The sequence below is a fragment of the Hydrogenobaculum sp. Y04AAS1 genome, from assembly GCF_000020785.1.
Taxonomy (GTDB): Bacteria; Aquificota; Aquificia; order Aquificales; family Aquificaceae; genus Hydrogenobaculum.
In genome coordinates, this window is sequence record NC_011126.1 from 1,191,197 (window position 1) to 1,215,001 (window position 23,805).

Sequence of the window (23,805 nt, forward strand, 5' to 3'; positions counted from 1 at the left end):
AGAGTCCGTCCCACCAGCCTAATGTGGAACTAACCTACTTGCTACCCTCTCCACGTTCCCTGAGACTAGTATAGTCTTTAAGGAAGAGTACTCCCTATTAAAAGGTTTCCCCAGGATCGGGATCACAAGAGCTACTCTCAAAACTTGCCAAGCTTTGTTAGTCTGTTCGAGATTCCTTCCATTGGCTCCCTTACAGAAACTTGGCTCGCTTTGAAAGCTTTGTATAGATTTAATGTCTCCTATTATTTTTCTCAATTCTTGTTTTAACGGTTTTTGTTTGTACTTATTCTTTTCTTGTTTTATGGATTCTTTAAGTTCTTGTATTTTATTGTTTAGTTTTTCTATTGCATAGTTTATGTATTCTTTATCCTCTAATAGCTTCCTATAATTTACAGGTATCCTTTCTTTAAATCCCATAGCCCTTCTAGCAATAACGTAAGCTCCTGCAATATCTTTGTCTATGTTAAGTATAGGTGCATATTTTAAGGCTCCTATAACAGAAGTATAAGCAGGATTTACCTTTATTATTTCAACACATTTTTGATGAGCTATAGCTTCTATTTTAGATAATAAAGATTTATAGTTCCACTTACTTAGTCTTTTCCTAAGCTTTGCCTTACCGTCTCCTCTATAGCCTTTATTAACTTTGTTTAGATTTTCTATAGCTATAGCCTTTTGCTTTTCTATAGCTGTATTTACGATTTTATGAGCTAATATCCATTCTTCATATTCTCTTCTTTCTTTCTCATATAATAAAAAGTTATGTAGTTCATGTCTTTCATAACTTATTAAATTACCATCCTTACTTATTTCGGCTAAAGCTAAATGCAAAGGACTTGCATTTGTATCTATACCTATGACCCCGTTATTCTTAGTAATATATGTACTTGGTACTGGAAAGTCAAAGGTAACATAGCCATATATATCGTTTCCTCTTATTTTTAACTCCACTGTATAAGGAAAGTATCTTTTGTTTTCCCATAAATCGTTTAGCATAGCTAAAAATACAGCCCATTTATCATTTTTACTACTTATTTGCCTTTTAACTTTTAACCATATCCATTTACGTGGTTGTATATTTACTCTTAAATATAGTTCATCATTTTTCTTTTCAAAACGTAATAGTCTGTTGCCTTTATCTGTGTTGTTAGCAGTTCCTATGCTAATTAGATTATACTTCCTGTTTTGTCTCCATTGTTCTTTTAGTTTTTCTCTTTGTTTTCCTTGTAAATGGCTTTTGCACAATTTTTCAAATATTTCTCTGTTTCCAAATACAATGGTTTCATGTTCTTTGTTAATTGATTTTGCTTTATTTATTGCACTAGGTATATACCTTGTTGGTAAACTTGGAAATTTCTCTCTAATCAAATGGTATATATCTTTATCTGTATAGCCTTCTCTTATCCTGTTATATGCATATCTAACAGCTGATGATTGGAGTTTCATTAGGTTTTTCAATATCTCTAAGTCTTCTTTACTATTTTCAATAAGCTTGAATCTTAATGTTATATACATAGTTATCAATATAACATATAAGTTGATTTTTATCTCTGATTCATATTAGAGATTGATTTTTATAACAGCCTAAGTTTAGATTGACAAAGTAAAGAAGAATTTTATATTCTTATTATGGTTTTACCTTTAGAAATTTATGAATTTTTAGAAGAAGAGGTTGGTAAGGAAAAAGCTAAAAAAATTGTTAGCACAATAGAAATTTTAGTAAATCAAGAAAAAGATATTATTAAATCTCAATTAAAACAAGAGCTTTCAAATGAATTGATAACGAAAGGAGAATTTTATTCAGAAACAAAAAGAATAGAAGATACTTTAAGAGTGGAAATTAAACGTGTAGAAGATAGAATTGATACTGTAATAGATAGAATTAGTACATTGGAGAAACTTTTCTTTGTATTGTTTGGAGGACTTTTGCTTCCAATGATGTTAATACTTATAAAGTTATACATAAAGTAGTTTTTATAAGTATATTTAGGAGGTTTTTATGAAGATAGCGTTTTCTGGGCTTGGGAGAATGGGTATTGGCCTTTCAAGAAGGTTAAAAGAAAAAGGACATGAAGTTTTTGGGTTTGATAGAAACCAGCACTGTACAAAAGAGGCATCTTCTTATGGGGTAAAGTGTTTTGGCACTTACAAAGAGATGTTTGAGGCTTTTGAAGGTGATAGAAGAGTTTTATGGATAATGGTCCCTCAAAGTGCTGTGGATGATGTTATAAACGAAGCTTTACCTTATTTAAAAGAGGGTGATCTTATAATAGATGGTGGAAACTCTTATTACAAAGATTCTATAAGAAGATATAACACTCTAAAAGAAAAATCTATAAAATTTTTAGATGTAGGGACATCTGGGGGTGTTTGGGGTTATGAAAGGGGTTTTTCTTTGATGGTGGGAGGAGATAAAGAGGATTTTTATTTTATAAGCCCAATACTCAAAGATTTGGCAAATGAGGGTGTTGGTTTTGGATATATGGGTGGGCCTGGTATGGGACACTTTGTTAAGATGGTACATAATGCCGTTGAATACGGGATGATGGAAAGTATAGCAGAGGGGCTTGATCTTATAAAAACATCAAAACCAGAGGTAGATTTAAAAGAAGCTGTAAGAGTGTGGACAAAAGGAAGCGTTGTGGCTTCTTGGCTTATGGATTTAACTTACAAAGCTTTATGTGATTTTGGGCTTTTAGAAGAGATAAAGCCTTACGTAGAAGATACCGGTGAAGGAAGATGGAGTGTATTAGAGGCTGTAAATGAAGGAGTAGCTATGCCATCTATATCTAACGCTCTTTTTATGAGATTTAGATCAAGAGAACAAGAAAGCTTTAGAGATAGGGTCTTAGCAGCCTTAAGATACGAGTTTGGCCAACATAAGTTTAAGAAAGATGAATAACTTTGTTTTTGTTTTATTTGGTGGAAACGGCGATTTAGCTTGGAAAAAAATACATCCAAGCCTTGCAAAACTCCTTAAAGAAGGTAAAATTTCACCAAAAAAGATTATATCTTGCTCAAGAGAATCTAGTAGAGATGAGTTTATACCAAAGATAAAGTCTTTGTTTGGTGAGGAGTACGCATCCGTTTGTGATTATATAAATGTAGATGTTACAAACCCAAAAGATTTTAATTTTATTAAAAGCATAGAAAAAGATGAGATTATATTTTATCTTTCTATACCACCAAACCTTTTTGAAAGTGCTATAAAAAATATAGGCCATGTACTTCTTGATATGACAAACAAAAGAAAAATTGTGATAGAAAAACCCTTTGGATACGATTTGGAATCTGCTAAACGTTTAAACAACCTTCTTCATACGTTTTTCCTAGAAAAAGAAATATATAGGATAGATCACTTTTTAGGTAAAGAGGCTGTTCAAAATATATTTAGTTTTAGATTTGCAAACTATATATTTGAAGGTATTTGGAATAAAAACTTTATAGACCATGTTCAGATATCTGCTTTGGAAGATATTGGTATAGAAGGAAGAAGTGCTTATTACGACAAGTTTGGGGCTTTTAAAGATATGATACAAAACCATCTTACCCAGATGGCAACCTTTATAGCTATGGAACCCCCTTGTTGTATAGATGCAGAAGAGATAAGAAATGAAAAGGTAAAAGTTTTAAAATCCATAAGACCACCAGGTATTGAGGGTGTAGTGCTTGGAAGATATGAAGGTTATACGATGGAACCTGGTGTAAAACCAGGCTCAAAAACTGAGACATATGCTGCTATAAAGCTTTATATAGATAACTTAAGATGGCACGGGGTACCCTTTTATCTTAGAACTGGCAAAAAGTTAAAAACAAAAGCCACTCAAATAGTGATAGTGCTTAAAAAAATGCCCACATCCTTTGCTAAACTTATAGGTTGTGAGCCAAGGGAAAATAAGATAGTTATAAAAATCTCACCTTTCACAAATATAGAGCTTCGTCTTGAGATAAGAGCCCCAAACTCGGAATTTTTATCTTGTCCTTTGGAAGTGTCTATGGGTATGGAAAATAACACCTCTTCAGAGGCATATGAGACCCTTCTTCTTGATATAATAAACTCAAATCAAACTTTATTTTTAAGAGAAGACGAAGTAGAGATTGCATGGGCACTTTATCAACCGCTTTTAGATATATGGCAAGAAAAAAAGGATGTAGAGCTTTACGAAGTGGGCTCTTACGGACCAAAATCTGCTGATATGCTTATAAACAAAGATAATAGACAATGGTATATCTTTTAGATTTTATAAAAGTTTATGATTTTGATTCGCTTGAGTCTTCGTCTTATTTTTTACTTAGATTTTTCCTAAAAGCCAAAAAAATAAAACTAAACATAGCTTTAGCTGGTGGTAGCACACCTTTATATTTGTATGAGCTTATGTCAAATTACAAATTTCCCAATTTTAAATTTTTTCTTACAGATGAGCGCTACGTTCCAAACAATCATAAAGAGAGCAACTATCACAACATATCAAAATTTTTAAATATAGAACCCGTTTATAAATCTGGTGATATTGAAAAAGATTGTGAAATATTTTCAAACATTATCAATAAAAACCCAATACACATAACTTTGCTTGGTATAGGAGAAGATGGTCACAGCGCTTCTATTTTCCCAGATAAACGTATGCTAAAATCCTGTGAAAACACGCTAATAAGTGTAGGTCCAAACGACATACTTCGTATATCTTTAAACTATAAAGCTTTATCAAACTCAAGGCTTATATTTTTTGTATCAAAATCAAAAAAATCTGTGGTTTCAAGGCTTTTAAAAGAAAAAGATACAGTCGCAAACGAGTTTATATCAAATAACAATTGTAAAAAACCCATACTTGTGTCTGATGGAATGAGTGGTCTATTCAATCCTTTTTAAACTAAGTACCTCTTATGGATGTTTTATCTTAAAAGCAAATGGAAACTCTTTTTTAAACAAAGCTTTTTTATCTTCTGGTACTTTCGCAAACACTATAATAGCTTTGTTGTTTTTCACCATATAAGTATCAAACCCAAGTTTTTTGGCTTTTATATAGATATTATAAGCATAGTTATACTCTTTTATGTAGTAAACTCCAAGTTGGTAATAGTAGAAGTTTTTGGTCTCTTTCTCTTTATTGTTATTATTAACTATTGTATTTTGGTTTTTTGGTTTGCTTTTTTTTATTGATTCTGCGTAGGATATAGGTGGATTCTCAGTATTTTTATTTACATACTCTAGCGTTATAAGTTCTTTTGATAGTTCTATAGCTTCGTCCTTGTACTTTTGGTTTATATCTTCTTTAAACAATATTTTCCTTATCAATTTCGATGCTTCTTTAAATTTGTTAGCTTCCATATAGCACTTTGTTTTTAGAAGCAACATATCTGGTATACTTGAAGCACCTATATTATTTTTCTCGCTATCTATAAGATAGATTGCTTTTTCTTCTATATTTGGTTTGCTACACATATTGTTTTCTACGTAGGCTCTCGCTAAATCAAACTTTGCTACGTTAAAATCCCTATCGTAGAGTATTGCTAAATTTAGATTTTTAATGTAATCTTTTGTATCGCCTTTTGATTTGTATATGTTTGCAAGTTGATAGTAAGCTTGAGGTCTTAAGCTACAATAATCATTTGTTATACATTTATTAAGAGTGTCTATTGCCTCCTTGGTTTTATGCTCTGCTTGCAATATTATAGCTTTGTCTAAAATGGCTTGATAGTAATCTGGTTTTATATGTAATGCTCTATCTATACTTTTTATAGCTTTTTTATAATTACCTACATTGGCGTAAGCAAGGGCCAGCTTGTCGTAAGCTTTGTAGTTGTTTGGGTCTTTTAGAATGGCTTTTTTAAAGTTTGATATGGCAACGGCGTAATTTTGGGCTGTAAGCCCCGCCATACCAATATTGTAATAGTATGTTGAATTTTTGTTGGATAGTTCTTCTATATTGTGAGTGTTTTGGGCACAAGAATATACGCTAAAAATAGAAAACGATAGAAAAGCAATATAAAAAATATATTTACGTTTCATTTTTTATATTATATACTAGATATACATTTACTCTATTGCTTTTCTTACAATTGATTTTAAATCGTATCGTAGATCTTCTAAGCCTATCTCTTGATTTATACCAAAGTCTTTTTTTAACAAGTTTTTTGCGCTTTTAATAAGGTCAGCATAAAGCTCATCATCTTCTATATAAGAGGGAAAGTCTATTGTAAATTTTTCAATAGCATTAAAAAGTGTATAGTTTATGGTTTCTAAATCTATATCGTTTCTTAGAGTCATTATTATATACCCTTCAAAACTATCCAATATAGCCTTTAGCTTGCCTATATCTTCTATGTTGTCTATATCTTTTAATATTAATATATCTAAAAAACTTACATCTTCGTAAGAGGGTATTTCAAACGTATTCAAATCTATTACCCCCAATACACCTTTTTGGGTCTCTTGGATAAAGTTTATAAGATTTTCTATTTTTAACATTGTATAAGCCTTATCTTCGTATCTTACGCAAACCCTTTTTAATTTTGTAAGCGTTTGTGTAAAAATAGTGTAAAAATCTTGAAAGGGTTTTGGTATTTCTATTTTTGTTTGTTCTTTTGCATTTTCACCTTCTATATTTGGGATGTAGTTTATTTTCTGTATAGAAGTGCTTATTTCTTTTGAAATTCCCAAGTCTCTTATTGTCAGATTTGCGTCGTTTATGATATTTTTCAAAAAGCTTGAAAACTTTATACTATCTATACCAAACCTATTCAACCTATTTAACATTATAAATCCAGCCTTTTCATCGTTTTGCATTATAAACTTTGTGCCAAGCATAGAAAGATGTATTGTAAAAGATAGGTTTATGGCTTGCTTTGATGGTTGTAATTTATTAGCGGTGCTGTATTTGTAGTATGGGGCGTAAGTATTGTAGCCAATTATAATGCTTTTAATAAAATCATCAAAACCATAAAATACCTTTTCAAAATATTCTTTGTCTAATTTTATTATATCTTTTCCAAACGTATCTTTTTCAAATATTCTAGATACATAAGAGTATAATTTTGATGGTGTTTTTACCAAATTTAGTATTTGGGTTTTAATATCGTTGTATTTGTTTTTGTTTAGGAAATCTATAACGATAAGAAGCCCATCTATCATGGATAGCATAAGAAGATCGTAAAATCTACTTTTTTGTGTGCAGGCGATTTGGCATATGTTGTCAAAGATGGCTGTTTGAAGTATGAGTATTTGCTCTATTTCTGTTAGTTCTTTTAGCTCATCTTTGTACTCTGTAATAGCTTCTTTTGATATAGCTTTTAATGTAAAATCCTTTATCCTTGAGAGTCCAAGTCTTATAATGGCGGATTTTATATCTTTTATATCTATGCCTTTGTTTGAATAAGCGTTGTTTGCGATATTTAATATATCTTCTTCTAATGTAGGCATATTTCTAATAAGAGCATATATTTTATCCACGTTGGTGTTTTCGTTGGTAAGCTCCATTATGATAGGCATCGTACCTTTTATAAAATCATGAGCTTCAAAAGCTTCTAATGTATCGGTTTCTATCTTAAATTTTGGTTCTTTTCTTATGCGCTCTGGCTTTTTGTGTAGTTTTATAGCTTTTTGTAGCGTATCTTTTGATATAGGCTTTTCAAATGAAAGCCCTACACGTATGCCACGCTCTTCAGGATTTTTGACTTGATTTATATTGTCTAAGACTACCTTGGCTTTAACCTCTTCTCCTAGTATATTTATAGAAAAATTTTTATTTTCTAATAGAGTTTTTAGCGTATCTTGGCTTGATAGTTCTATTAGAGCGCCTTCGTAGGATATGTTTTTTATAATGCCATATTGGGTTTCTATATATGTGTAAAACCTTAGATGTTTTCTATTGTTCATTTTTAATGGGGCTTTGAAGCCCTTTTTTTACCAAGTGACTACTTTTCCAGCCATCCCAAGGCTTGGTAGTGCTGCTGTTGGTGTTAGAAGCGGAAAATCGTAGGCTAAATCTTCTTCTTTCATACCGTTTAGGTCAAGGGATTGTTTGCAGGCTATCATTTGTACACCGTTTTGGCGAGCTAAATTGATAAAGTAAGATATAGGTTGTCCACCTTCCATTGGATAAACGCTTTCAGCTACACCTTTTTTAAGAAGTTGTGTAGAAGGACCTGTAAAATACATAACCACATTCATATCTTCGGCGGCTGCTGTGGATGCCAAGAAAAATGCAGATGGCAACCTTGCTGGATTTTCTGGACCGGTTAAAAGAATGATCACCAAATCAGGGGCTTTTTGTTCCATAAACATCCTCCTTTAAGAATATTAAAATATAATAAATATGATTTTATATATTGTCAATAAGATTTTCTTATAAATAAGGTTTTTATCTTTGCAATAGTTTATCAAAAAACGGAATATCCTCAGGATAGGTGAGTTTTATATTCCAATAAGAGGATTCTACTATACCTACACTGTATCCATAATATTCCAATAAGTAAGCATCGTCTGTGGCTTTTATACCATCTTCTAAGGCTTTTTCATGACAAAGTTTTATAACATCTGTTTTAAAACATTGGGGTGTTTGAGCCAGCCACACGTTATCCCTTTGAATAGTTCTTAAAATACCGTTTTCTAACTTTTTTATAGTATCTCTTGCTTTTGCCGCTGCTATTTTCCCGTCGTAGTTTTCAAGCTCCATCACCTTTTTAAATACTTCTCGGCTAGCAAAGGGCCTTGCGCTATCGTGTATTACTACTATATCCTCTTTTGCCACTTCCAATGCAAGCCTTACAGAATCTTGTCTTTCTGCACCACCATACACAAACTTTGCTCCAAACTTATGAGCATCGTATAAAATATAAGGTTCCACATCCTGGGGCACCGTCATGATTATCTCGTTGAAAAGATCGGCCACTTTTCTTAAAGTGAAATTGTATAGCGGCATATCTCTAAACTTTATAAACTGTTTTTTTATACCGGCTCTTTTGCCAAGCCCAGCCGCTAAAAGTATTAAAGAAGGCATCTAATCTTCTTTTTTTAAGCTTATAAACTCTACCATATCATCTTTAGGTATATGTTCTAATATTGGTATTAGCTCATCTTTTGTATCCACTACAAACCCACACCAAACCATATTTTTAACTTCTGATTCAAGTACTTCTCTTAAAAGCCTATCCAAAAACTTCTTTTTTGATTCTTCATTCTCTTTGTCTACTTCAAACTCTATGACTTCTGCAAGCTCTGGGTCAAAATCCTCTAAATTGTCCTTTGGGCTAAATACCACATAGACTTTTATGGGATTTTTGTCTATTTTTTCTATCTCTTCGTATTTTTTGTCTATAAGCTCTTTTACTTTGTGCCTTACGCTCATATTTTCTCTCCTATGTATTCAGCTTTTGAGGTTTTTGTTTCCCAGATAATTACTTTATATATATTTACTTCATTTAAAAGTCCTGCTTTTTCAAATTTCTCTTTTACATGATCGTATATATACTTTGCCAAGGCTTCCGCTGTGGGACAAAAATCCACTATCGTAAGTTTTAATCCAAAATCTTGGTTTATTTTTTTAAAAGCCTCAAATAAAGGATCGTTTTTATCTATTATAAAACTATGATCAAATTGTTCTATAAGAGGGTTTAATGCGCTTTTAAGATGATGAAAATCCATCACCATATCCTGATTATCAAGTACGTTTGAACAAAGCACAACTTCTATTTCATAACTGTGCCCATGTAAGTTTACGCACTTATTTTCTATACAATCAGAACCAAGACTTGATCCTCTTGAGCAAGATAGGTTTTGTTTCCAAACTCTATGGCCCGCTTCAAACCTAAATGTTTTTGATATATACCACATTTACCACACCACCACGTTTTTGGCTTTTAATATGAGTTTTGATATATCTTCCCAGCTAAGCAAGAACTCTTCTTGGACTTTTAGACCTCTTGCAGATACATCTTCTTTACACAAGTACCAATTTTTGTTCGGTGCTCTTAACACCGCATCTTGTATAAGTACCACTATATCGTTCTCCGATGGTAAGCTACTTTTAAAATCCCCAAACTTTCTTACAAGCCAAATTGTGTTTGGATTTTCTACCATACAAGCACCGCTTTAGATTTGTGTATTAAATCTTTGACTTCTTCAGAGGATATAATCTTTGGTTCTATGATAAATTCAAAAGCCTTTAAGCCCCTTGATTCTATACAAGAGTTTTCTGCGTAAAAACTTATGTTTAACATGCTCATTTGTTCTAACATCTTCTCAAAGCTGGCTAGTCCTAAGGCTTCTGGGCGCCATTTTGTTATGGCGTATATACCGTCTCCGGTAAATATTACATTTGTATCGTTTGTTATACCGCTTGCAGCGGCAAGCCTCAACCCTTCGTGGGCTTTCCAAGAAAAGGGTTCTGATTTTATTATAAAGCTTATCATATCAGTTAAAGTTTATCACCTTGTCAAACTCTGATACTTTTCTAAACATATCGTAAGAAGAGCTTGATATAAAATTTTGAGATTTTATAGACTCTTCGATGCCTCTTTGGCGTGCCGAGTGAGCGCAGTATATTATCTTTACACCTATATCTAAAAATTGCTTTGTCATATCGTAGCTAAGCCAATAAGTGCCGTTGCCGCTTAAAAAAATCGTTACATCAGCTTTACCTACAAGGGCTTTTGATAGTTTATATACGCTGTCAAAATCTTTTGAAAAAGGGTTTGATGTAACTACTATAAGGATATTCATCTTGCTTTTCTAACGATGATTTCCCACTTGTTATCGCCTATTTTGTTGGTGGCTAACACTTCCTGACCTTCATCTCTCATGCTTTTTGGTACGCTCACCGCCGACGGTTCGTAATCTACGATGACTCTAAGGATTTGGCCTTTTCCCATGGTTTCTAAAACTAACTTGCTTTTCACAAATGTAAAAGGGCATACTTCACCGGTAATATCAAGCTCTTTATTTATTTCAAAATCATTCATCTTAACAATGATAATATTGTTAAAAATAAAATACTATGATTATAGATATGGTTTTTGAGCTGAGTTTATTCTTTCCTTCTAAAAAGGAAATAATTATGTTAAAATTTCCTTATGAAAAGGAAAGATGTATTTAAGCAAGTTATAGTTGAGTTCCATCAAGGGACACTTCCTAAGCTTTTAAATAGAAATATAGAGCTCCCTTTAAACACCAACAAGATAATATCTTTGATAGGCCCAAGAAGAAGCGGCAAAACTTACGTTATGTTTCAAACCATAAAAAAGCTCCTTGATAGTGTACCTATAGAAAGGATTTTGTATGTAAACTTTGAAGATGAAAGGCTTGATATCTCATCAGATGAGCTTGGTTTACTAATTGAGGCTTACAAAGAACTATATCCTGATATACCCTTAAACGATGTATACATATTTTTTGATGAGATTCAAAACGTAGAAGGCTGGGAAACCTTTGTAAGAAGGATTTACGATAAATATACAAAAAATATATACATCACCGGTTCAAATTCAAAGCTTTTATCAAAAGAAATAGCCACGGCTCTAAGGGGTAGGACTTTGACATATGAGGTGTTTCCGCTTAGCTTTCAAGAGTTTTTAAAGTTTAAGGGCTTTTATTTTGAAGAAATAGATTTTTACAATATAGAAAGAAGAGCCATTTTAAAAAAGGCGTTTTTAGATTATCTTAACTACGGGGCTTTCCCGGAGGTGGTTTTTTTTGATGATAAAAGCCTAAAACTAAAAACTTTACAAAATTACTTTGAAGTGATGTTTTATAGGGATTTGGTGGAAAGATACAAAATAAAAAACCACATCGCATTGAAGTACTTTATAAAAAGAGTGGTGGAAAACATCGGAAGTATGTTGTCTATAAACAATATATACAGCGAATTAAAGTCCCAAGCTCATAAGATAGCCAAAGATAGTTTGTATGAATATCTTGAGATGCTTCAGGATATATACTTTCTTTTTGTTGTAAAAAAATACAACAAATCTATCTTAAAATCTGAACTCCAGAAAAAAGCTTATTTGATAGACAACGGTCTTTTAAACGCTCTTAGTTTTTCTTTCAAAGAAAATATGGGCATACTTTTAGAAAATGCCATGGTAAAAGAACTACTAACAAAAGGCTACGATATTTTCTTTTTTAAAGAAAAAAAAGAATGCGATATAATAGCCTACGATCACAACCACTTTATACCAATACAGATAACTTACGAAATGAGCTCCTCTCAAACCAAGCAAAGGGAGATAGAAGGCATCTTAGAAGCTTCTAAGCATTTGGGTTCAAAAGAGGGTATCATACTCACCTTTGATGAAAAAGACGAGATAAGTATAAATGGGATAGATATAAAAATATTACCAGCTTATTACTATCTTCTTTTTCAATTATAATACTTGTATGGCTATTATAATCACTGGGGCAAGAAGGATAGGTTTTTATGTGGCAAAGAGGCTCTTGGAAGAGGGGAAAGATGTGGCTGTTGTTTACAACAGCAAAAACCCTTGCGATGAGATAGATGGTATTTTTTGTATAAAAAGAGATTTATCTAAAGATTCTTCTGGAATAGCAAATATTGTATTTGAAAAGTTTGGCAAAATAGAGGCTTTTGTGCATATGGCATCACCTTATTACAAGGTACCTATAAACAATTTTAGCATAGAAGAGTATAGGTATTACAACGCTATCATAGTAGAGGCTTTTTTAAATATTGGTATAGAGGCTTTTAAGCTGATGATGAAAAATGAAGGCCATATAAAAGGTAGGATCGTGGGTTTTGGGGACTGGGCTATAATGCATACTCCTTATAAAGACTATGCTCCTTATTTTGTGGCAAAAGCTGGGCTTCACGGGGCTGTTCTTACGCTTGCCAAAGAGTTTGCCCCTCATGTTTTGGTGAATGCTTTGGCTTTGGGACCTGTGTTAAAACCAGATGATATGGAAGATGAAGAATGGCAAAAGGTTATAACAAACACACCTTTAAAGAAGGAAGTAAGTCTTCATGATATATATAGCGTTTTAAAGCTTTTCTTAGAAACTACTTCTATAACAGGTGCTATACTTCCAATAGACGGCGGAAGGCATATAAAGGGTGTTAGCAGTTGAGCGCTAAACTCTCTACATTTACATATTTTAAATCGTATTTTTGTCCCATTATATACTCCACAAGCTCTGATGTGTTTTGTGATATATCTGTAAAATAAAGCTCTGTAGTAGCATTTCCTTCGTTTTTAACGATATTGTTTATATAAGATATTATAGCGTCTGAGGAGCTAACCAAATTTATATGCGGTAAAAACGCTTTTATATCCTCTTCTAAAAGTGGGTAATGGGTACATCCAAGAATGAGGGTATCTATATCTTTTAAATCTTTAAACTCTTTTAGATAAAACTCCACCGCTTTTTTTGATATGTCTGTGTTTATGAGTTTTTCTTCTACTATGGGCACAAAAAGAGGGCATGCTTTTGCATAGGTTTTTATATTAAAAGCCTCTAAACGTTCTTGATATTTGTTGCTGTTTATGGTGGCGCTAGTGCCTATAATACCTACATGCTTTGTTTTTGAGCTTTTAAGAGCAGCCTCAACTCCAGCTTCTATAACCCCCACTATAGGTATATCAAACATCTCTTGAAGCGCTTCCATGGCGTTGGCACTAACACTGTTGCAGGCTATAAGTATCACATCTACGTTTTGATTTATCAAAAAGTTTGCACTTTCTTTTGCATAGGTGATGATAGTCTCTTTTGATTTTATACCATAGGGCACCCTCGCCGTATCCCCAAGATATACAATATCTACTTTATCGTAGACTTTTCTCACAGATTTTAAAACAGTAAGCCCACCTACGCCCGAATCAAACATCCCTATTTTCATCTTAAGTATTATAAAGGGTTTTTATGATGTGTTATAATTTTTACGCTAATAGAAGCTGGAGCCATCCAAATATCTTCAATCCTATGAACATCCTTAGTTGTTGATGCCCACAAGCCTGATACTTGTTTTTCTTCCATTTAAAAATTATAATACATTTTCTTACTCTTCCCATTCTAAGTCTTCTTTACACATAAAGGGCTCTTCTTTGCTGAAGGGATTGTGGGGGATTATGCACATATCGTAGCCTATAAGTCTTAAAAGAGCTTCCATATGAATTAGGCTGACCCTTGCCATTACTCCGTTTTCTATTTTGCTGATGGTTTGCCTGCTTAGTCCTACCCTTTTGGCGATCTCGTCTTGAGTCCATCCTTTTTCTTTTCTTTTTTTCTTTAAAAACTTTCCTAATCTTTCATAATCCATTAAAAACTCCTTATGTTTGATTTAAAGAAAGTTCCCATTCTTTTATGATCCTGTTTCCAATTTCTTGGAAGTTTTTATTTTGTTTTATATAGCTTTTAATATCATCAATGCTTTCTACTAACGCTTGTTGGCAATTGTTAAATATCTCTATTGCGGTTTTTTCTTCTAAAGCGCAATACTTTAATCCAAATTCTACCAATTCCTTTTTACTTACCCATCTTTTTGTCCCTCCTAAAAATAGAGCTGGTTTATCGTCTTTTATATAAACAGTTGTGCATACTATATCGTAAGCTGGGGCAAGCCAAATATAAGACATATCTGACTTATAAAGAAATCCAAAATTTTTGTTGTGTGCATCACCGTTTTTAATAAGAAAGTTTAAAACCATCATCTTATAATATGTTTCAAGATCTTTTAGCGTGTCTGTGGAGAGTTTTTTTATTGCTTTGGCTATTTGCTCATAGCTGCCTTCGTATTTGTCGTATCTTCTTCTTCCTAAGATTGAGCCCACTTCTTCAAAGCCCAAATACCCCTTTTCGTCGTAAATAAATTTTTCAATCACCAAAAATCTTTTGTTTTCTGACATGTAGATCTTTGGTATTTTAACACCAGCTTTTTCTATTGCCTTCATACAAAAGTATTCGTTTTCCACAAGGTTAGGATATTCATCCCCATAGGTTTTTACTATAAACTCTTTAAAATCTAAACTGGTTTTATCTTTAATCACCGCTATCGTCTTTGGTTGAACCCCAGATATGGCATTTTTTTGAAGAAACATGTATAAAAGCTCTCTAAAAGTATCCCATGTATCGTTTGCTATGATATCTTCAAGGCTTATGTTTGTGGGTACTGGTAAAGATTCGCCCTCAAAGCTTACCCTTCCTTCTATGCCCGGTGCAAGATAACCCAACATAGTAAAATCATCTACTTTTCCTTCCCTTTTATTTATCAAATCTTTTAAAATCTCAAACAAATAACCTTCTGGCAAAAAACTATCAAAAAATGGATGAAGATACAACTTGCTTACATATATACGCTGAGAAGAAGGCATAGACAATGATATGCTATTGTAAAGACTGTATATATCTGATTCTTTAAAAGCCAAATACTCAAATACGTATTCTTTTAAACCTTTAGACTGATCCCCTTCAAACAACGTTCCCACTGGTTTACCATTGCAAATTACTTTTATGTCCATCTCACTTTACAAAATATATTTTTACCATCAAATGTCAAGTTAAATTGACAAATGTGCCATGGGTAGAATGCTATTTTGTTAGATTTCTTAATGAGGCTTATGCATCTAACTGTGATAAAAAATATGCAGGGTTGTATAAAATCATTTATACTATATTTATAAGAGGTGATGAAAAGTGAAAACTATCAACATTAAGCAACCTTTAAAGAGCAAGAGCTTAAAAACAAGAGCAAATTTTGGTTATTTATCTAACGTACCGAAAAATACTAATTCATACAATCCGCAAAGACTTATAAATAAGAAAGAACAAAAATTTAAAGAAAGACTAATAAATCTCATAAAAGAAGTATATTCTGAGGATGAAATTTATCAGCAAACTTATAATTCTAAAGAAGAGATTATAAGAAGAATTTTAAGAGCAATTAATGAATCTCCAATCAAATACCATCTATCAGATGAACAAATCAAAAAGGCAATAAGAGGTATGTTGGCATTAGAGCTAATTATAGGCATAGCTCCAGAAGACGGGTGATGACCTTTTAGATGTATTCAAATTATGCAATAGGAGGCAACTAAATAATGTCATCAAAAATTACACAAAAAGATAAAATCCGTGATAAAGTTTATGAGATTTTAGAGAAGAACAAAAATGGAATTCGTTATGCTGATCTAGTTAGAGAAATCCATAAAGAATTACCAGAAATACCTATTAATACTATACATGGATCAATCTGGGACTTTAAACAATCTATAGATAAAGGAGAAATTGAAGATGTTGTGAGACCAGATAAAGGTCTTTATATTCTGAGAAAATTTTACGAATCAGCATCAGAAGATAAACCAGAAGATAAACCAAATGAAAAGAATGAAAAGAAACACTACGAAAAAGATTTTTATCAATCTTTTGCTGATTATTTGAAAAACAATTTAGAAGAGTGCAGTGAAGCTATAACTTTAGGAGGAAATATATTTGGAGATAAATGGGGTACACCGGATGTGCTTGGGATTAATAAGTTCCCAGACAGAAAGGTTTTTAAGCCATTGATTGAAATTGTAAGTGCAGAAATAAAAACTGATACGAACAATCTGGTGACTGCTTTTGGTCAGGCTTGTGCTTATAAGTTATTTTCTCATAAAGTTTATTTGGTTATCCCAAAAGAAGCTGAAAAGGATGTTGCTCGCATAGAATCTCTTTGTTTAAGATTTGGAATTGGTTTAATTTTATTTGATAGAGAAAATCCAGAGAATCCTAAATTTGAGATTAGAACAAGAGCGATTAAACAAGAGCCAGATTATTTTTATGTTAATGAATATTTAGGGAATAAAGAAGAATTATTAGCTAAGTTAGGCTTGTAAAATTAAAACCCCTACCCTTCAAATCCCTTCAATATACCTGATATTATATCTCTTGGATGTGGGGGACAGCCCCTTATGAGGATGTGAGGTTCTATGTTTATGTCTTTTAGACCGCCTACTATTCCATAAGCGCCTTTGAAAAGACCGCCGTCTATGGAGCAATCGCCTATGGCTATTATAACTTTTGGGTTTGGGGTGTTTTGGATGGCATCTAAAAGTGGTTTGTACATGTTTCTTGTGATGGGACCTGTTATGGTTAGAACGTCTACGTGTTTTGGCGAGGCTACAAATTTTATACCAAAGCGCTCTATATCGTAAAATACGTTTGATAAAGCTGTAAGCTCATACTCACAGGCGTTGCAAGACCCACAGTCCACATGTCTTATGTTTAGACTACCTTTTAAGTGTTTTGGAAGTTTTTTATAGATGACGATGTTTTGTTCGTTGTAAGGGGTTATGTCTTCTGTTTTGATGCCTTCTTTTAAAAAGCTTTTAAGTATATTAAGCATAATCCCACCTCATAGATCGTTCCCGGCGTAAGATAAATTTAGGCTTTTGTTTATAAGGGGAAAATCCGCTATAATATCCCCAAGCACCGCTTTTTGAATGATGGGCCAGTTGTGAAAAGATGGGTCTCTTATTTTCCATCTTGATATAAGACCTTGTTCTATCCTAAGAAAATGCGTGATGTTGCCCCTTTGACCTTCTTCGTATCCAAAGGCTTCTCCATCTTTTGGTTCTATATTTTTTGCTATATCTCCCAAAGGCATATTTTCTATGAAGGTTTTTATTATATTAGAACTCTCTTCTATGTCGTTGAATCTCACTTTCACCCGGGCGCTTACATCTCCTTTCTCCAGTTTAAAGGCTTTTACCAAAGACCCGTAAAGATCTTTTTCCAAAATAGCCCTTGTGTCAAAAAATATGTTGCTTGCTTTTGCTACATAACCAAGTGCTGCGTGTTTTTTAGCAGTCTCATAAAATATCCTTCCTGTGGTATCTGTTCTTTCTAACACCGTTGATGAATTTAAAAATAGTTTTTTATATTTTAAATACTCTTTTTCTAAAAGCCCCAAAACCTCTTTAATGGCGTTTGTATCAAGTTCTTTTGAGACTCCACCTATTTTTATGATATTTCTGTTAAATCTGTTGCCTGTAAGTGTTTCGTTTAGTCTCATCAGCATCTCTTTTAAAGCAAACACCTTTTGGGCTCCAAAAGAATAACCTACGTCTTGAAATATAAAAGCAAAATCGTTTAGATTGCACATAAGCCTTTCAAGCTCTAACAATATAGCCCTTATGTATCTTGCTTTTGGCGGTATATCTATATCGTATATTTTTTCCACTGCTTTTACAAAAGCCAAAGAATGAGCCACGCTGTGATCACCAGATATTCTTTCAGATAGTTTTAGGCCCTCTTCTGGGGTTTTGCCTTCTGAGAGCTTTTCTATGCCTTTGTGTTTGTAAAAATGCCTTATTTCAAGTTTTAGTATGGGCTCTCCTATCAAGGTAAATCTAAAATGTCCCGGTTCTATGATACCAGCGTGTATTGGTCCTACAAGTATCTTAAAAGAACCTTCTGGGTCAAAATCTTCGTAAGGATAGGTTTTATACCCTTCGTATTTTATATTCATATTTGCATCTTTTCTTAGTGGGTGAAAATCCTTTGGATAGTTTTCTGGAAAAAGCATAAGGGGTCTTAAATTTGGATGGCCTTCTGGTATAAGACCAAACATATCATAGATTTCTCTTTCATACCAATCAAGCACAGGTATATCCATGTGAGGGAATGTATCTTTTGCGTTTAGTTCTACAGTGTTTAGTTTTTTGCTTTTAATATCACAAAATAAATATCTTATTTTAAATACACCTTCTTTTTCTAAATCATCGCTGACAAACACCCCTAAAAACTGATGATCGTCAGAGTGTAAAAGAGATTCTATATAGTGCTTCATCTTCTAACCCCTATCGTATAAACGGCGTTTTCCAATAAAGATTTTATATCGTTTGGTATGAAAAGCCCAAGACCCACAATCAAGATAACAAGTATCCCCATGGGTATAAGCATAAACATATGCTCTTTTTTCTGCTCAAACGTTGGTTCTCTTGTTAGCATACCAAAAAAGCTTTCTATAAAACCAAAAAAGATAAGAGAAAGGGCTAATAGCACCACTATCCCTTGCCATATAAAGCCTTCTTTAAACGCCGAGATAAGCGTAAGAAACTCTGAGATAAAGAGTAAAAACGGCGGAGCTCCTGTTATGGCAAAAACCCCAACGGCTAAAAACGTTGCTGTTATAGGAAGTATCTTAAATAAACCTTTTATGTCTTTGATGCTTTTAGTATGAAGATTTACCAATATAGAACCGCTTGACATAAACATAAGGGCTTTTGTTAAAGCGTGTGCTATAAGCCCCAGAAGACTTGCAAATATACCTTCAAAAGACCCAAGCCCCAAGCTAAAAGCCAATATACCCATATGCTCCATTGTAGAGTAAGCCAAGAGCCTTTTGTAATCCCTTGAACGGGGTATAAATATAGAAGCAAGCACAATACTAAAAAGCCCTATGTAAAGCATCGTATCGTAGGTAAATGCTCCAATTCCGGCTTTTGATTCTATGCTAAATATCCTTATTATCGTATAAAAAGAACAGCTCAAAAGCACCGAGGACATCAAGGCACTTATAGGTGTGGGAGCTTCGGAGTGAGCATCCGGTAGCCAAAAATGAAGGGGTGCCAAACCCATCTTTGTCCCAAAACCAACCAACACGAAGACAAAGGCTATCTTAAGAAGGTTTTTGTCTATCTTATCTGCTATAGGCATTATATTTTGCCAGTCCAAAGAGTACAGCCCACCACCGATGATATTTATAACCCCAAAGTATATGAGTATTATCCCAAAAAGAGCGAGGGCTATGCCAAGAGAACAAAGCATTATATACTTCCAAGAGGCTTCTACAGCTGTTTTATTTTTATAAAAGCTTATCAAAAACGTAGTGGATAGCGTAGTGGCTTCTATGCTTACCCACATGATACCCAAATTGCTTGTGCTAACCAACAAAAGCATACTAAACATAAATGTGTTTATCCAAAGATAAAACTCTTTTATTTTTGATTCTTTTAGACTTTTCTCTTTTTCCAAATATCCAATACTGTATAAATATGTTAAAAACCCTACGACACTTACAATACCTATTAGTACAATATTTAAACTATCTAAGGTGAAGTATGTCCCGTAGTAAGGGCCGTTTGTTTTTAGGCTTTTAAAAAGATACAAAAATACAACCACATTTATAAACTGCAAGAACACTTGAATATACTTATTTTTATTAAAATTCAAAAACGGTATAACAACTATTCCTATTAGCTCTGTTAATAAAAGAAGTGTAATCATTCTTTCAAATCCGACAATTTGGAAGTGTCTATGCTTTCAAGTGTGTCTTTGATGTGGAATATGAGTATGCCTGCCATGATAGCACCCACAAACACATCGAAGAACACGCCTATTTCCACTATGAGGGGCAAACCTTTTACCGTTGAAGTGGCCCCAAGTATTATGCCGTTTTCTAATGTAAGAAATCCTATTATCTGTATAAGGGCTTTTTTTCTGGCAAGCATAAGAAATATCCCAACAAAGATAATGGATAGTCCTATAGCTAAAACTTTTTGCATAGTGCCGTTGTCAGTACTATGGTAAAATGTGTTGCTTGTGATATAAAAAGAGAATATCACTATAAATATGCATATAAGCACAGAGTAGGTAAAGTTTATAAAGGGTTTTACGTTTTCGTCTTCTACTATTTTATCTGTTATCTTTTTCATCACAAATGGAATGAGTATGCCTTTTATTAAAAGCGTTAAAACTGCCGATAGTATAAGTTCATAATCAAAATAATAAAACACGCTCAAAAACATGGTAATGCTAAGGGCTATTGACTGGGCTGTGTAGGTTTTTATGGCAAAATCAAGCCTATGACTGGCAGTTTGAAGTATAGCAAAAAACAACGACAAAGCTGCCATAAACTCCACGAACTCGCTTAAACTAATGTTTAAATTCATAGTCCCTCCTTAAGCATAGTAAAGCACAAACCCCAGTGTTGCCAATGCAAAGGATATCATAAGAAGGTCTGGTATCCTAAAAAATCTAAATTTCGCCACAGATAGCTCCAATAAGGCTATCGGGATAGAGAATATTATGACTTTTATGATATAAAATAATATATTTAGAAGCATGTTTGAAGAGTATAAAAACGGTAAAAAGATATTGCTGGCTATGCTTATAAACAAAAGTAGTTTCATATAAGAACTAAGTTCAAATATGGCCAAGTATTTACCACTTGCTTCCAATATCATCGCTTCGTGCACCATTGTAAGCTCCAAATGAGTCTCGGGATTGTCAAAAGGAATCCTTGCATTTTCTGCCATTGATACAAAAAACAAAGCCAACAAACTAAACACATAGGCTATGGGCACATTAAAAGAATGACTATGGGCTTTTACAAATATCTCGCTTATATTTGATGTGCCATACTCCAAAGAAAATGTAAACATAATCATCATAAGTGTGGGCTCTGCCAAAGAAGCTATCGTCATCTCCCTTGCAGAACCAAGCCCTCCAAAAGAAGACCCTTGGTCTAAACCGTAAAGCGCTATAAAAAACGTAGACAAACCAAGTACGTACATAAACGCTATAACATCCCCTGTAAAAGACAAAAGCGTATTTGGGCTAAAAATAGGTATAAAAGATGCGCTTATGATTGTAGCCAAAAGCACTACGATAGGAGCTATCTTTGATATAAAAGATGCGTCTTTTGATATTACTGGCTCTTTTCTAAAAAGCTTTATAAGGTCTTTGTAGGGTTGTAAAATAGATGGTCCTTTTTGACCTCTTAGGTTTAATTTTATTTTATGTATAAAACCCTTTATAGCTGGAGCTAACGCTATGAATATAACAATCTGTAAAATACCTATAAAGATATTACCCATATATCTTACTTACCCATATTAAGATTATTAGCGTTATAGCCATATAGAGTATGTATACATGTATGACACCTGTTTGGATTTTATACTTTAATGTTTGGAGTTTGTTTAATAGGCTTTTAGCAATAAAACCATAAATACCATCAAAAATATCTAACCCATCTTTGTATAGTTTGGAAGTGATTTTCTTTATAGGCTGAGAAAACCCTTCTGGGCTATACTGGGCTGATAGAGGCACATCCTCTTGTCCGCAGGCCCATGTTTTGTAATAAATAGAGTGCTTTGAGATGTATTTGTTTAGATATATGCTTATTAAAAGCATGAAAACCATCAATATACCTATAAAAAACGGTGCTATAGAACCAAAGTTTTCCGGGGTTTTAATTTCAAATATCCCATTTACATGTATAGGTACTGGTATCAGGTTGTTTATCACATCTAATACAAAAACCGGCAAAACACCCACCAATAGGCAAGACAATGCCAATATGCCCATGGATATTAGACTCATGGTTTTTATATCTTCTTTGCGTTTTATATCTTTTCTTGGGTTTCCTAAAAACGTCAGGCCAAAGTATTTGACGGCGCTAAGCATGGCTATACCACCTGTAAGTGCCAAAAACGATGCGGATAAGGGCGATGCTATCCAAAGGTAATATCCTTTTACCTTCAAAGATAAAAGAAGGCTTTGATAAAGAAGCCACTCGCTTATAAAACCGTTAAAAGGAGGCAAAGCGACAAGGCTAAGCATCCCAACAAGGGTTATTGTACCAAGCTTAGGAGCGTATTTTATGGCCCCGCCAAGCTTTGCTATCTCTTGGGTATGGGCTCTTGCCATCAAAGACCCTGCGCTCATAAACAAAAGGGATTTGAATAAAGAGTGATTTAATATATGAAACAACGAAGCCCCCAAAGCCAAAGCGTATAAATATTCTACATTTAGGCTTTTAAAAATCATAGCAAGTCCTATACCAACGTATATAATCCCTATATTTTCCATAGAAGAATAAGCGAGCATGGCTTTTAGGCGGTTTTGGACAGATGCGTTTAGGATGCCAAATAGCATAGTGATAGTTCCAATCGTTAGTATTAAAAGCCCAAAACTTGCCGGATATTGTTTTATAAAATAAAACCAATACCTTATAAACATATAAACAGGCATTTTTATCATGAGCCCAGACATAAGGGCTGATACAAAAGAAGGTGCCACAGGATGGGCTTTTGGCAACCAATTGTGAAGCCCTATAATACCTGCTTTCATACCAAATCCAAGCACTGAAAATAAAAATATCCATGTGGTCCAAAAGGTGTTTAGCGATAAGTTTTGCCAATGATCAAAGCTCAAGGAGTTTGTATTTATATAAAATCCTACAAAACTAAGGAGTATAAAAGCTGTACCTATGTGTGTCATTACTATGTATATCAAAGATGCTTTGTAGTTTTCTTCTTTTTTAAAATCCCAAAGCACCAAGAAAAACGAGAGGATACTCATAACCTCCCAAAACAATAAAAATGTAAAAGCGTTTGCACTTAATAAGACTAATATCATAGATAGTATGAAAATGTTTTTTAACATTGTCATTAAAATTTTTTTATCATAGTTCTCTTCTTCTATGTAATCTAAAGTGTATATGCTGTTTATTGCGCCGTTAAAAGCCACAATACCTATAAAAAATAAGGATAGTCTATCTACGTAAAATGAGTATGTTATGTGCTTTATGGTTGTGTTTAAATGTATTGACAAGTCTGCCACGCCCCACAAGTATGCCACGGTTATATAGTTATCACCTTTTATAAAAAGCGCTATACATCCCAAAAATATACCAATATATAGAAGGCTAAAACCTACCTCCAAAAACTTCCATAAATCCTTATTAACTTTCTTATAAAAAAACACGACATTATTATTATACCATAATTTAAGTATTAAAAGTTATATTTTATTTCTCTTGTCAAATTTAAAAATGAGCCTCAGCAAGAACAAAACACCGAGGCCCATTA

Annotated in this window: 29 protein-coding genes; 8 read left to right on the plus strand and 21 right to left on the minus strand. The window is 33.3% G+C overall.

Going from position 1 to position 23,805, the window contains the following annotated elements; translation table 11 throughout:
- Nucleotides 1-18: 18 nt before the first annotated feature.
- Nucleotides 19-1,515 carry an IS200/IS605 family accessory protein TnpB-related protein gene (locus HY04AAS1_RS06450; RefSeq protein ID WP_012514320.1) on the minus strand — a complete coding sequence of 499 codons (1,497 nt, stop codon included), beginning with the start codon at nt 1,513-1,515 and terminating at the stop codon, nt 19-21.
- A gap of 114 nt (nt 1,516-1,629) precedes the next feature.
- On the opposite strand from HY04AAS1_RS06450, the gene HY04AAS1_RS06455 reads away from it, so the two are divergent.
- From HY04AAS1_RS06455 to HY04AAS1_RS06470, 4 genes are read left to right on the plus strand one after another with little or no spacing between them, the layout of a single operon-like run.
- Nucleotides 1,630-1,971 (plus strand): hypothetical protein, encoded by a 342-nt coding sequence (locus HY04AAS1_RS06455; protein ID WP_012514321.1) that lies wholly within the window; start codon nt 1,630-1,632, stop codon nt 1,969-1,971.
- A 28-nt stretch (nt 1,972-1,999) separates the two neighbouring features.
- Nucleotides 2,000-2,902, plus strand: coding sequence for a phosphogluconate dehydrogenase (NAD(+)-dependent, decarboxylating) (gnd, locus tag HY04AAS1_RS06460; protein ID WP_012514322.1), 903 nt, complete (start codon nt 2,000-2,002; stop codon nt 2,900-2,902).
- Nucleotides 2,895-4,238: a glucose-6-phosphate dehydrogenase gene (gene zwf, locus HY04AAS1_RS06465; RefSeq protein WP_012514323.1), complete on the plus strand. Its 1,344-nt coding sequence runs from the start codon at nt 2,895-2,897 to the stop codon at nt 4,236-4,238. The genes gnd and zwf overlap by 8 nt, the downstream gene beginning before the upstream one ends.
- Complete coding sequence (locus tag HY04AAS1_RS06470; protein WP_012514324.1) at nt 4,223-4,870, plus strand: 6-phosphogluconolactonase; 648 nt, start codon at nt 4,223-4,225, stop codon at nt 4,868-4,870. The genes zwf and HY04AAS1_RS06470 overlap by 16 nt, the downstream gene beginning before the upstream one ends.
- 12 nt (nt 4,871-4,882) lie before the next feature.
- Here the strand turns inward: HY04AAS1_RS06470 and HY04AAS1_RS06475 are convergent, their stop codons facing one another.
- The 10 genes from HY04AAS1_RS06475 to HY04AAS1_RS06520 all read right to left on the minus strand — a co-directional run bounded on the left by HY04AAS1_RS06475 (nt 4,883) and on the right by HY04AAS1_RS06520 (nt 10,959).
- Nucleotides 4,883-6,010, minus strand: coding sequence for a tetratricopeptide repeat protein (locus tag HY04AAS1_RS06475; RefSeq protein WP_012514325.1), 1,128 nt, complete (start codon nt 6,008-6,010; stop codon nt 4,883-4,885).
- Nucleotides 6,011-6,037: 27 nt separating this feature from the next.
- Complete coding sequence (locus tag HY04AAS1_RS06480) at nt 6,038-7,876, minus strand: HDOD domain-containing protein (RefSeq protein ID WP_012514326.1); 1,839 nt, start codon at nt 7,874-7,876, stop codon at nt 6,038-6,040.
- A gap of 27 nt (nt 7,877-7,903) precedes the next feature.
- A complete protein-coding gene (locus HY04AAS1_RS06485; RefSeq protein ID WP_012514327.1) occupies nt 7,904-8,278 on the minus strand; it encodes a DsrE/DsrF/DrsH-like family protein in 375 nt (124 codons plus the stop codon).
- A gap of 82 nt (nt 8,279-8,360) precedes the next feature.
- Nucleotides 8,361-8,999: a 2-C-methyl-D-erythritol 4-phosphate cytidylyltransferase gene (gene ispD, locus HY04AAS1_RS06490; protein ID WP_012514328.1), complete on the minus strand. Its 639-nt coding sequence runs from the start codon at nt 8,997-8,999 to the stop codon at nt 8,361-8,363.
- Complete coding sequence (locus HY04AAS1_RS06495; RefSeq protein ID WP_012514329.1) at nt 9,000-9,347, minus strand: hypothetical protein; 348 nt, start codon at nt 9,345-9,347, stop codon at nt 9,000-9,002. It lies immediately after the preceding gene.
- Nucleotides 9,344-9,832 (minus strand): 6-carboxytetrahydropterin synthase, encoded by a 489-nt coding sequence (locus HY04AAS1_RS06500; protein ID WP_012514330.1) that lies wholly within the window; start codon nt 9,830-9,832, stop codon nt 9,344-9,346. The genes HY04AAS1_RS06495 and HY04AAS1_RS06500 overlap by 4 nt, the downstream gene beginning before the upstream one ends.
- Nucleotides 9,833-10,078 (minus strand): sulfurtransferase TusB, encoded by a 246-nt coding sequence (locus tag HY04AAS1_RS06505; protein ID WP_012514331.1) that lies wholly within the window; start codon nt 10,076-10,078, stop codon nt 9,833-9,835.
- A complete protein-coding gene (locus tag HY04AAS1_RS06510) occupies nt 10,072-10,410 on the minus strand; it encodes a DsrE family protein (RefSeq protein WP_012514332.1) in 339 nt (112 codons plus the stop codon). Before HY04AAS1_RS06510 ends, HY04AAS1_RS06505 begins: the two co-directional genes overlap by 7 nt.
- A 1-nt stretch (nt 10,411) precedes the next feature.
- A complete protein-coding gene (locus HY04AAS1_RS06515; protein ID WP_012514333.1) occupies nt 10,412-10,720 on the minus strand; it encodes a DsrE family protein in 309 nt (102 codons plus the stop codon).
- Nucleotides 10,717-10,959 carry a sulfurtransferase TusA family protein gene (locus tag HY04AAS1_RS06520; protein WP_012514334.1) on the minus strand — a complete coding sequence of 81 codons (243 nt, stop codon included), beginning with the start codon at nt 10,957-10,959 and terminating at the stop codon, nt 10,717-10,719. The genes HY04AAS1_RS06515 and HY04AAS1_RS06520 overlap by 4 nt, the downstream gene beginning before the upstream one ends.
- Nucleotides 10,960-11,070: 111 nt before the next feature.
- On the opposite strand from HY04AAS1_RS06520, the gene HY04AAS1_RS06525 reads away from it, so the two are divergent.
- Complete coding sequence (locus HY04AAS1_RS06525; RefSeq protein ID WP_012514335.1) at nt 11,071-12,366, plus strand: ATP-binding protein; 1,296 nt, start codon at nt 11,071-11,073, stop codon at nt 12,364-12,366.
- Between the two features lie 7 nt (nt 12,367-12,373).
- Nucleotides 12,374-13,078: an SDR family oxidoreductase gene (locus HY04AAS1_RS06530; protein WP_012514336.1), complete on the plus strand. Its 705-nt coding sequence runs from the start codon at nt 12,374-12,376 to the stop codon at nt 13,076-13,078.
- Here HY04AAS1_RS06530 and murI read toward each other — a convergent pair.
- The 4 genes from murI to HY04AAS1_RS06545 are packed head-to-tail and all read right to left on the minus strand — an operon-like array spanning nt 13,068 to nt 15,465.
- A complete protein-coding gene (murI, locus tag HY04AAS1_RS06535) occupies nt 13,068-13,847 on the minus strand; it encodes a glutamate racemase (protein WP_012514337.1) in 780 nt (259 codons plus the stop codon). The genes HY04AAS1_RS06530 and murI overlap by 11 nt on opposite strands.
- A gap of 8 nt (nt 13,848-13,855) precedes the next feature.
- On the minus strand, nt 13,856-13,984 hold the full coding sequence (locus HY04AAS1_RS08555) for a hypothetical protein (RefSeq protein ID WP_012514338.1): 129 nt from the start codon (nt 13,982-13,984) through the stop codon (nt 13,856-13,858).
- Nucleotides 13,985-14,006: 22 nt separating this feature from the next.
- Nucleotides 14,007-14,267 (minus strand): helix-turn-helix transcriptional regulator, encoded by a 261-nt coding sequence (locus tag HY04AAS1_RS06540; protein WP_012514339.1) that lies wholly within the window; start codon nt 14,265-14,267, stop codon nt 14,007-14,009.
- A 10-nt stretch (nt 14,268-14,277) separates the two neighbouring features.
- Nucleotides 14,278-15,465 (minus strand): type II toxin-antitoxin system HipA family toxin, encoded by a 1,188-nt coding sequence (locus tag HY04AAS1_RS06545; protein WP_012514340.1) that lies wholly within the window; start codon nt 15,463-15,465, stop codon nt 14,278-14,280.
- 175 nt (nt 15,466-15,640) lie between these two features.
- On the opposite strand from HY04AAS1_RS06545, the gene HY04AAS1_RS06550 reads away from it, so the two are divergent.
- Complete coding sequence (locus HY04AAS1_RS06550) at nt 15,641-15,997, plus strand: hypothetical protein (RefSeq protein ID WP_012514341.1); 357 nt, start codon at nt 15,641-15,643, stop codon at nt 15,995-15,997.
- Nucleotides 15,998-16,044: 47 nt separating this feature from the next.
- The gene (locus HY04AAS1_RS06555; protein ID WP_012514342.1) at nt 16,045-16,821 is read left to right on the plus strand and encodes a hypothetical protein; all 777 of its coding nucleotides are present in this window, start codon (nt 16,045-16,047) and stop codon (nt 16,819-16,821) included.
- Between the two features lie 11 nt (nt 16,822-16,832).
- Here the strand turns inward: HY04AAS1_RS06555 and HY04AAS1_RS06560 are convergent, their stop codons facing one another.
- From HY04AAS1_RS06560 to HY04AAS1_RS06585, 6 genes are read right to left on the minus strand one after another with little or no spacing between them, the layout of a single operon-like run.
- The gene (locus HY04AAS1_RS06560) at nt 16,833-17,330 is read right to left on the minus strand and encodes a hydrogenase (RefSeq protein WP_012514343.1); all 498 of its coding nucleotides are present in this window, start codon (nt 17,328-17,330) and stop codon (nt 16,833-16,835) included.
- Between the two features lie 9 nt (nt 17,331-17,339).
- Nucleotides 17,340-18,776, minus strand: a complete 1,437-nt coding sequence (locus tag HY04AAS1_RS06565; RefSeq protein ID WP_012514344.1) for an NADH-quinone oxidoreductase subunit C — start codon at nt 18,774-18,776, stop codon at nt 17,340-17,342.
- Nucleotides 18,773-20,215, minus strand: a complete 1,443-nt coding sequence (locus tag HY04AAS1_RS06570) for a hydrogenase 4 subunit F (RefSeq protein ID WP_012514345.1) — start codon at nt 20,213-20,215, stop codon at nt 18,773-18,775. Before HY04AAS1_RS06570 ends, HY04AAS1_RS06565 begins: the two co-directional genes overlap by 4 nt.
- Nucleotides 20,212-20,880: a hydrogenase gene (locus tag HY04AAS1_RS06575; RefSeq protein WP_012514346.1), complete on the minus strand. Its 669-nt coding sequence runs from the start codon at nt 20,878-20,880 to the stop codon at nt 20,212-20,214. Before HY04AAS1_RS06575 ends, HY04AAS1_RS06570 begins: the two co-directional genes overlap by 4 nt.
- Before the next feature lie 9 nt (nt 20,881-20,889).
- The gene (locus HY04AAS1_RS06580) at nt 20,890-21,807 is read right to left on the minus strand and encodes an NADH-quinone oxidoreductase subunit H (RefSeq protein WP_012514347.1); all 918 of its coding nucleotides are present in this window, start codon (nt 21,805-21,807) and stop codon (nt 20,890-20,892) included.
- A complete protein-coding gene (locus HY04AAS1_RS06585; protein WP_012514348.1) occupies nt 21,800-23,701 on the minus strand; it encodes a proton-conducting transporter membrane subunit in 1,902 nt (633 codons plus the stop codon). Before HY04AAS1_RS06585 ends, HY04AAS1_RS06580 begins: the two co-directional genes overlap by 8 nt.
- Between the last annotated feature and the right edge of the window lie 104 nt (nt 23,702-23,805).